Genomic DNA, 7,429 nt, shown 5'->3' on the forward strand with positions numbered 1-7,429 from the left:
GGGAAGTCACCCACACAGGTGAAAACACGGGCATTCCGGAGTGGCGATCCAATGGAATCCATTCCGTACTTGCGCCCCCCGTTTTCGCCCCCTATGGTGGTCATCGACCGCCAGGGCCGCCCGGCCCGGCACGACCGAGGGGGACCTCATGCCCCGCTATACCCTCGCCCCGACCTACCTCACCGGCGCCGTCACCGGCTGGCAGCTCAACCGGGACAATCGCTTCCTGGACTGCCACGAGCCCTTCCGCGAGAACTTCGACCGCGACGTCGAGGCCGCTATGGACTGGGCCGACGGCATCATCGGCTCCCGCCAGGACTGGCAGCACACCCGCGCCGACGGCTCCGACCACTGGGAGGCCAGCGTCCAGGACGACCGGCCCGCCGCCACCGGCCCCGAGCCGACCCCCGCCGACCTCCGCGCCCTGATCGCCGACGCCTCCGCCCTCCAGGAGCGCATCCGCGACGTCGAACGGCGGCTGCGCGCCAGCGAGGAGACCCGGCACACCGCCTTCCGCCTGGACGACGCCACCGGACGGCTCACCGGCGTGAGCGAGGCCCTGGAGAAGACCGCCGGCGAACTCGCCCGGGTCCGCGCCGTACGCGACGGCTCCGTGTGTGCGGTGCCATGGGGCGTCTGCCCCGAACACGGCAACACCCTGGCCTCCAGCGGCGGCCGGACCCGGTGCACGCAGCTCGCCTGCGGCCGGACGTGGAACTACGACCGGCTGGGAGTCCCGTGCGGTGAACCGCTGACCCACAAGGTCACCGACGTGGAGGGGAAGTCGTTCCTCGCCTGCAAGGCCCACGCGATGGACGCCACCGAACGCCTCATCGGCGGCACCGTCACCCCGCTCGGCACCGAAAGCGGTCACCGTGACTGACGCTTCCCTGCTCCCCCACCACGCCTACGCCGAGGCCATCGCTCACTGCGACGGCGGCCCCGGCGGGCCGTACGAGCCCGACGAGTGGTACGCGTACCGCAGCGACACCGGGGTGCTCTGCGCGATGTTCTACTACCGCCGCACCGAGCCCATGACTGTGCCGGGCACCTGCGGCCATGACCGCACCGCGGCCCCGATGGTCAACGGTGAGGCATGGCCCCACGGTCTGGCTCTGAGCTGGGACGAGGTCGATGGCTGGACGTACGCGCCGCTGTGGGACGAGTTCAGCTCCGTGGGCGAGACCTGGGACCGGTTGCCGGTGCCCCGCCTCGCCGCCCCGTCCGCCCTGCGCGCTCTCCTTCCCCGGCTCCTGGACGGCCGCGCGGACGACGGCCTGCCCCATTCCGACGAGGAATGGCAGGAGCACCAGCCCGAGACGCTGGCGAGCAGGCTCGCGGCATCCGACGCCCGGCGCGGTATCGACTCCCGGCCGGCGGGTGACGACCATGCCCACTGACCGGCTGTACCTGCGGCACTCGACGGACAAGCAGACCGACGCCCGGCAGAAGCACGCCCTGGCGCAGCTGCTCGCCGCCGGCGCCCCGTCGTACGAGGACCCGGCGACCTCCAGCCGGGTGCTGTCCCTGCACCGGTCGGGCTTCAAGCAGCTCCTAGAGGAGGCCGCCGTCGGCGACACCATCCGGATCGCCGACGCCGCGAGGCTGTTCCGGTCGGTGGCGGACATCCTCGCCCTGCGGCCGGTGCTCATCCGGCGGGGCCTGCACCTGCGCGTGGAGTCCGGACTGCTGTCCGGCATCGACCTCGCCTCGGACGACCCGGGCACCAAGATGATGGTGAGCGTCTTGGCCGCAGTGCTGGAGTTCCAGCGCGACATGATCTCGGAGAACACCAAGGAGGGCGTCGCCGCCGCAGCCGCGACCGGGAAGACGCTCGGGCGTCCGGCCGCGCTCGATGAGGGCGAGGTGGTCGAGCTGGTGGAGGCGTACCGCGAGGGCGCCGCCGTGAAGGCCCTCGCCCGGCAGTACGACATCGCGCCGAAGACCGTGCGCCGGGTCCTCGATGCCGCCGGAGCCCGCGACCTGCCCGACGACCTGTCGGAGCTGCTCGACGGCGACGGCCGGGACGATGTCGCCGACGACGACCAGGCGGTGGCCACCGACCCGGTCGTGGCGGTCGACGTCCCCGGCCTGGTTGCCGAGCACCTGGCCGACGTCGCCGACGACACGGTCCGCCAGGCGCTGAAGAACGGCCGGACGATCCGCCGGGGACAGGGCTACTCAGTGCGGGTCACCGCGCCGCTCAGCGTGCACGTGGCGATGATCGAGCACTCCGCGACCGCGCTCATGCAGTCGCCCGCCGGCCGCAAGGCCCACCGCATCCACTCCGATCGCGTCGCCATGGCCAACCCAGCGAACCCCGCGTCTCAGTCCCCCTTCTGAACTGGAGTGATATGCCTCGCACTCGTGCGTCAGGTACGAGGCGTATCACCCATTCCCGCGCCGACACGCGAGAGTCCCCCCAGGGGTTGGCTCCCTCCGCTACAGTCAGAACTGCGACCGTTGGGTCGTGGGCCCGGCTCGTGGCCCGGTTCGTCTGGCCCAGACCGGACGAGTTCCACCAAAGGTGCTCCGCGCCGAGCCAACCTCCACATCGCATCACCCTTGCTGGCCTCGCTCTTGGCGGCCGGTGAGTCTGGGATCACCGCGAGCCGCGGAAGAGAGCTTGAGATGCCGAAGCACCACGCGCGGAAGAAGGCCCTGGCCGACCTCAAGGAGGAGCTGGGCATCAAGCACGCCTGCGCCATCGCGCTCCTGGGCCACCCCGACCCGGACGAACGGGAGACACTGGTCGAGTACCTGGAGACGTACGTCGACATCAACACGTACAAGGAGGCCGTCGCCTACCTGCAGCAGGAGCGCAACGCCCCCCGCAACCAGGTCATGTGCAAACGGTGCGGCTGGACATACGGGATGATCTGCCCCGAGTGCGCCGAAGGCTGCGGCTGCTCGTACGGCTGCACCGGCTGGCGCCACGGCGAGTACGCCTACGAGCTCGACTACGACGACCCGGACCGCGACATCTACTGCCGGGAATGCGGCGCCGGGTCATCCAGCCCATACGACGAGTGCACCTGCTACGAGGACGAGGACGAAGCGGCGTGACCCCGGCGACCGACACCGAGGCCGCCGCACGGGCGATGGACCGGGGCCTGGCCCTGTTCCCCATCCCCGCCGGCGGCCGCGTCCCGACGCCCGGGTGGCAGCAACGCGCGACGTCCAACCCGGCTGCGCTCGTGCAGCTGCTCGACGGCGGCGCGAACGTCGGCGTCGGCTGCCGGGCCTCGCGGGTCGTCGCCCTCGACCTGGACGTACACGAGGCCGACGGCCCGGCCCGCAACGGCATCGAGACGCTGCGGACCCAGCTCGACATCCGGGGCCTGACCGACTGGCCCGACACCTTCACCGTGATGACGCCGCACCAGGGCCTGCACCTGTACTTCCGGGTGCCGGCGGACTGCACCATCGGCAGCGTCTCCGGCGGCCGCTCCCCGCTCGGGCCCGGGATCGACGTCCGCGGGCCCGGCCGCCGGAGCGGCGGGTACCTCGTCGGGCCCGGCTCCATCGTGGGCGGCCTGCCGTACCTCATCGTCCGCGACGTGCCGGTGGCGCCGCTGCCCGGCTGGATCGCCGACCGTCTCGGAGACCTCTGATGCGCTACTTCCGCGAGTCGCTGCAGAACACCATGGGCCTGTGCCAGTACAACGTGCAGCCCTTCACGGACCCCGAGGTCGACGCCATTGAGGAGTACGACGACCAGGTCCCCGTCCCCGCGTACTTCGAGCTGGAGACCCTGCTCGCCGACACCGACGACACCGCCGGCGCCTTCCGCAAGCGCGCCGAGGACCTGACCCGCTGGCACGACGCCCTCACCCGGCTCCTCACCGACCCCCGGCTCAAGAACACCGGCAACGGCCAAGAGACCGAGACGTACAGTCCCGCCGTCCGCCGCTTCCTCAAGGGCGCCGCGGGCGACTACCACCGCCACCGGCACGGCTACGAGTACGCGGTCACCGTCTGGGCTCTCGGGCTCCAGGCCCCGACCAGCTACCCCCCGGAGACCCGGCATCTGCACCTGGCCACCCGGGAACTCAGGCTCTGGGACTAGCCTTCTGACCTCAAGTGATACCCGTGCCGTGGCCGACGCCGGATGGAACGCATGTAGCCCAGGGACGCGGCGGGCCGGCCGGGCGCCGCTGGTGTCAGTGGTCCGTTGACCGATGGTTCGCAGCTGCGGCTCGTCATGTCCGAGTGCGCGCTGCTCCTGCCCGAGCCCCCGCCGACGCGCGGCCCGGTCGCGCTGTACGTCTGGGATCCCAACAACGAGTGGGACGGGTCGCGTCCCTTCGAAGACGACGAACGGTCCCGCATCGAGGCGGCGATGACCGCCGCCGGTTGCACCACCACCTGACCGGGGCAACGCCCGGCCGGACCGCGGCCAGCATGGAGGCATGACCTCCCCAGACGGCCGCCACCGCTACGGTCAGCGCCACGCCCGCAACGCCTACCTGAACGTTCTCCTCGACGGATTCATCTACGGCGCCTGCCTCGGCGCACTCCTGCACTTCACAGCCCAGTACACCGGCAAGCCGCCCCGCAACTCCCTGTGGACAGACATCGTTCTGGTCGGCGTCGCCTTCCTGGTGTTCGTCGCCGTCCATGCCGGCATCAGGGCGGGAATCGACAAGGTGCGCGGCCGTACCCAGTTGCCGACTACAGCCCGCGCCGTCCAGCACCAGCTCCTGGCCGAGCTGCACCGCCGCACCCAGCACATGTACGACCACGCCTCCGACATCCCCGCCTCCCACGCCGACTGCGGTGAGGTCCGCGCCCTGCGTACCGCGGTCGGTGTCGCCCATGGCTACGCGCCGGGCACCCCGCAGTGCGAAGAGGCCGCCGAGCGGCTCCATGAGGCATGGTGCGCGCGGCGCAACAAGCGGCACATGAAAGCCGTCCGTGACCGGTAGCCCCGCCTGCGTGGCCGGTCCGGGCCGGGGCAACGCAGCCCAGCGGACGACCGGTTTCCCGGGTGCACTGCTGGTATGCGCCTTCCGACCCGCCTCGCCGCCGTCACCAGCGCCGTCCTCGCCCTCCTCGCCCTCGGGTCCGGCCCTGCCGCCGGGAGCACCAGCCCGGCCGAGACCGCCAGCCGTGCCGCGGCCGCGGCACGCGCCGCCGCCCTGGCCACCGTCCCCCAGTACGCCGGCCCCGGCTGGCGCATCGCCAAACGGCTCGGCGTCCGGTCCATCTCCCCCACCCAGCAGTACGTGGTGACGTTCCCCAGCGAGGAGCTGCAGGCCCGCTACACCCCCTACCTCACCCGCGCCGTCACCCAGCTCCAGCAACTCGGCGTCCGCATCACCCTCGGCGGCCTCGAAACCCCCGACTACGCGAAGTGCCCGCCGCGCGGCCACATCCAGTACACCGAGGCGTACCAGCCTCTCGGCCGGGCCGGCTACTCGCAGGGCCTGCCCTGCTACAACACGATCGACCATTCCGCGTGGGGCGGTTGGGTGCGCATCACCAGCGAGTACTGGGACGGCTCCTGGTACATCACCGAACAGGGCCGCTTCCACGTGTTCGTGCACGAGATGCTGCACGCCCTCGGCCTGGACCACCCCAACGTCGATCTGAACGGTGACGGCACCGTCGCGGACTACGAGTGCGTCAAGGACTCCGCCGGGCTCACGCCGCTGATGTGCTCCCCGAACGGCGGCTACCGCGACGACACCCGCGCCGGCCTGCTCACCCCGTTCGACGTGGCGGGCATCCGAAACGCGCTGCGCAACGCCCCGCTCACCGGAGCCAAGTAACCTGCGGCCCGCCCGACGCGCTGCGCCGTCCGTGGCCGCCGGCCTACTACAGGTCGAGCACCGCCCACACCCGCCGCCCGTCCACGGCCGTGTCCGTGCCGCAGGACACCGCGCCCAGCCCCGCCACCCGCCGCAGCACCATCTCGCTGTCGAACCGCGGGCCCGGCTGGTGCGCGCACACCAGCACCAGCGCTTGCCCGCCCTGGTCGGCGAGGTGCAGGCTGACCCGCCGCCCGCCCGCCTCCACCGCCGTCTCCACCAAAAGCCCCACAACGCCGCCTACCGTCTTCTCGTCAACCTGGTGGCCCCAGTCCCGCAACTGGGCCATCACGCGGCGCCCGGCGGCCGCCTGGGTCCACGGGTAGGCGTCCAGGGGCCAGTTGGCGCCCCGCCGGTTCGCCATCACCCGTCGCCGGCCCCCCGGCGCGCCCGTGATCGGCGCCGCAGCCTCGGTCTTGGGGTTCGGCTCCGGCGGGAACGGTGAGATGGGCTTCTTCGGGGGTGGCGGTGTCTTGGGCGGGTAGTCCGGCCGTTTCCCGGCCTCCGACGGCGATGTCACGGCGGCCTCCCAGCGGATCGGGTATGCCGTGACCGTACCGCCGCAGCGCAGGGCGGGAAACGGCGCGCAGACGTTCGACAAGCCCCGGACGACCACACCAAACCGCGAAACACATTGCTACAGCAATGTGTTTTAGGTACAGTTGGGCATCCGCATCGCGCCCCTCCCCCGGAGGAACCCGTGAACGCCGCACTCACCAGCCTCATCGCCATCGCCGGCACCCTCCTCGGCGCCGCCCTCCAGCACTACACCGCCACCCGCACCCACCAGGCCGCCACCGCCGAGGCCCGCCGCACCGAACTCAAGACCGCCGCCCACGCCTTCGTCACAGCCCTCACCGCCTACCGCGAACAGCGCCTGGCCCGCTGGGAACTCCAGCACCCCGCACCCGGCACCCCCGCACCCAGCCGTGAAGAACTCGCCGCGTCGAAGACCGCCGTACGGGCGGCCCGCACCACCGTCAACACAGCCCTGATCAACGCCCGACTCCTCGCCGCCCACCGCGCGCTCGCCCCGTACGCCCACACGGCCCTGGACGCCACGTACGCCCTCAAGAAGGCCGCCGACAGGAACGAGCTGGAGCAGCTGCACCGCACCGTCCTGGACGCGCAGGACGCCTACCTGGACGCCGCCGCCGACGTCATCGCCGAGCAGTAACCCGGGCAACCCTCGCCCCGCGCACCACCACCATGGATACCCCGGAAGGAGAAGCCATGACCATCGCCTTCGCCGTCGCAGCAGCTCTGGCAGCCGGATACGGAATCGGCCGCTGGCAGCCCTACAACCGACTTTCCGACTGGGCCAACTGGCAACTGCGATTCCACCTCGGCCGATGGTCCAGCCGCCCCCGGCAGGCCGTGCTCTTCTTCCTGCTGCTCATCACCGACCCGGTCAGGACGGTTCACGCGTGGCGGCACCGCAACGACCCGCCGCATCCTCGCTCACCGGCCCTCGCGTTCGCCCCCGACCAGGCCGAGAAGCGCCGCACCCGAGCCGACACAACAAGGAACTTCCCAATCGTGTTGTCAAGCCGCTCCCGTGACGGGAGGTGAAGCATGAAAGCGCTCTCCGTCACGGATCATCGCCCACAGGACGT

General features: G+C 71.5%; 12 protein-coding genes. 11 read left to right on the forward strand and 1 reads right to left on the reverse strand.

Annotation, left to right across the window (positions count from 1 at the left end; translation table 11 throughout):
* The first annotated feature begins 148 nt into the window (after positions 1–148).
* The 9 genes from ACH4K4_RS37520 (at position 149) to ACH4K4_RS37560 (ending at position 5,774) form a co-directional block, all read left to right on the forward strand.
* Entirely contained in the window at positions 149–883 is a 735-nt protein-coding gene (locus ACH4K4_RS37520) for a hypothetical protein (protein WP_398174462.1), read from the forward strand.
* Complete coding sequence (locus tag ACH4K4_RS37525) at positions 876–1,400, forward strand: hypothetical protein (RefSeq protein ID WP_398174465.1); 525 nt, start codon at positions 876–878, stop codon at positions 1,398–1,400. The genes ACH4K4_RS37520 and ACH4K4_RS37525 overlap by 8 nt, the downstream gene beginning before the upstream one ends.
* The gene (locus ACH4K4_RS37530) at positions 1,390–2,343 is read left to right on the forward strand and encodes a recombinase family protein (RefSeq protein WP_398174468.1); all 954 of its coding nucleotides are present in this window, start codon (positions 1,390–1,392) and stop codon (positions 2,341–2,343) included. Before ACH4K4_RS37525 ends, ACH4K4_RS37530 begins: the two co-directional genes overlap by 11 nt.
* 288 nt (positions 2,344–2,631) lie before the next feature.
* On the forward strand, positions 2,632–3,066 hold the full coding sequence (locus ACH4K4_RS37535) for a hypothetical protein (RefSeq protein ID WP_398174471.1): 435 nt from the start codon (positions 2,632–2,634) through the stop codon (positions 3,064–3,066).
* Positions 3,063–3,614 carry a bifunctional DNA primase/polymerase gene (locus ACH4K4_RS37540; protein WP_398174474.1) on the forward strand — a complete coding sequence of 184 codons (552 nt, stop codon included), beginning with the start codon at positions 3,063–3,065 and terminating at the stop codon, positions 3,612–3,614. The genes ACH4K4_RS37535 and ACH4K4_RS37540 overlap by 4 nt, the downstream gene beginning before the upstream one ends.
* The gene (locus ACH4K4_RS37545; RefSeq protein WP_398174477.1) at positions 3,614–4,069 is read left to right on the forward strand and encodes a hypothetical protein; all 456 of its coding nucleotides are present in this window, start codon (positions 3,614–3,616) and stop codon (positions 4,067–4,069) included. The genes ACH4K4_RS37540 and ACH4K4_RS37545 overlap by 1 nt, the downstream gene beginning before the upstream one ends.
* Before the next feature lie 105 nt (positions 4,070–4,174).
* Complete coding sequence (locus ACH4K4_RS37550; protein WP_398174480.1) at positions 4,175–4,372, forward strand: hypothetical protein; 198 nt, start codon at positions 4,175–4,177, stop codon at positions 4,370–4,372.
* 40 nt (positions 4,373–4,412) lie between these two features.
* Entirely contained in the window at positions 4,413–4,928 is a 516-nt protein-coding gene (locus tag ACH4K4_RS37555; RefSeq protein ID WP_398174483.1) for a hypothetical protein, read from the forward strand.
* Between the two features lie 75 nt (positions 4,929–5,003).
* Entirely contained in the window at positions 5,004–5,774 is a 771-nt protein-coding gene (locus tag ACH4K4_RS37560) for a hypothetical protein (protein ID WP_398174486.1), read from the forward strand.
* Positions 5,775–5,820: 46 nt separating this feature from the next.
* Here ACH4K4_RS37560 and ACH4K4_RS37565 read toward each other — a convergent pair whose 3' ends face one another.
* The gene (locus tag ACH4K4_RS37565; protein ID WP_398174489.1) at positions 5,821–6,333 is read right to left on the reverse strand and encodes a hypothetical protein; all 513 of its coding nucleotides are present in this window, start codon (positions 6,331–6,333) and stop codon (positions 5,821–5,823) included.
* 180 nt (positions 6,334–6,513) lie between these two features.
* Here ACH4K4_RS37565 and ACH4K4_RS37570 point away from each other — a divergent pair, with 180 nt between their 5' ends.
* Positions 6,514–6,990 carry a hypothetical protein gene (locus ACH4K4_RS37570; RefSeq protein WP_398174492.1) on the forward strand — a complete coding sequence of 159 codons (477 nt, stop codon included), beginning with the start codon at positions 6,514–6,516 and terminating at the stop codon, positions 6,988–6,990.
* A 56-nt stretch (positions 6,991–7,046) separates the two neighbouring features.
* The gene (locus tag ACH4K4_RS37575) at positions 7,047–7,385 is read left to right on the forward strand and encodes a hypothetical protein (RefSeq protein WP_398174495.1); all 339 of its coding nucleotides are present in this window, start codon (positions 7,047–7,049) and stop codon (positions 7,383–7,385) included.
* Positions 7,386–7,429 lie beyond the last annotated feature (44 nt).

Source organism: Streptomyces sp. NPDC017529 (assembly GCF_044329785.1).
Taxonomy (GTDB): domain Bacteria; phylum Actinomycetota; class Actinomycetes; order Streptomycetales; family Streptomycetaceae; genus Streptomyces.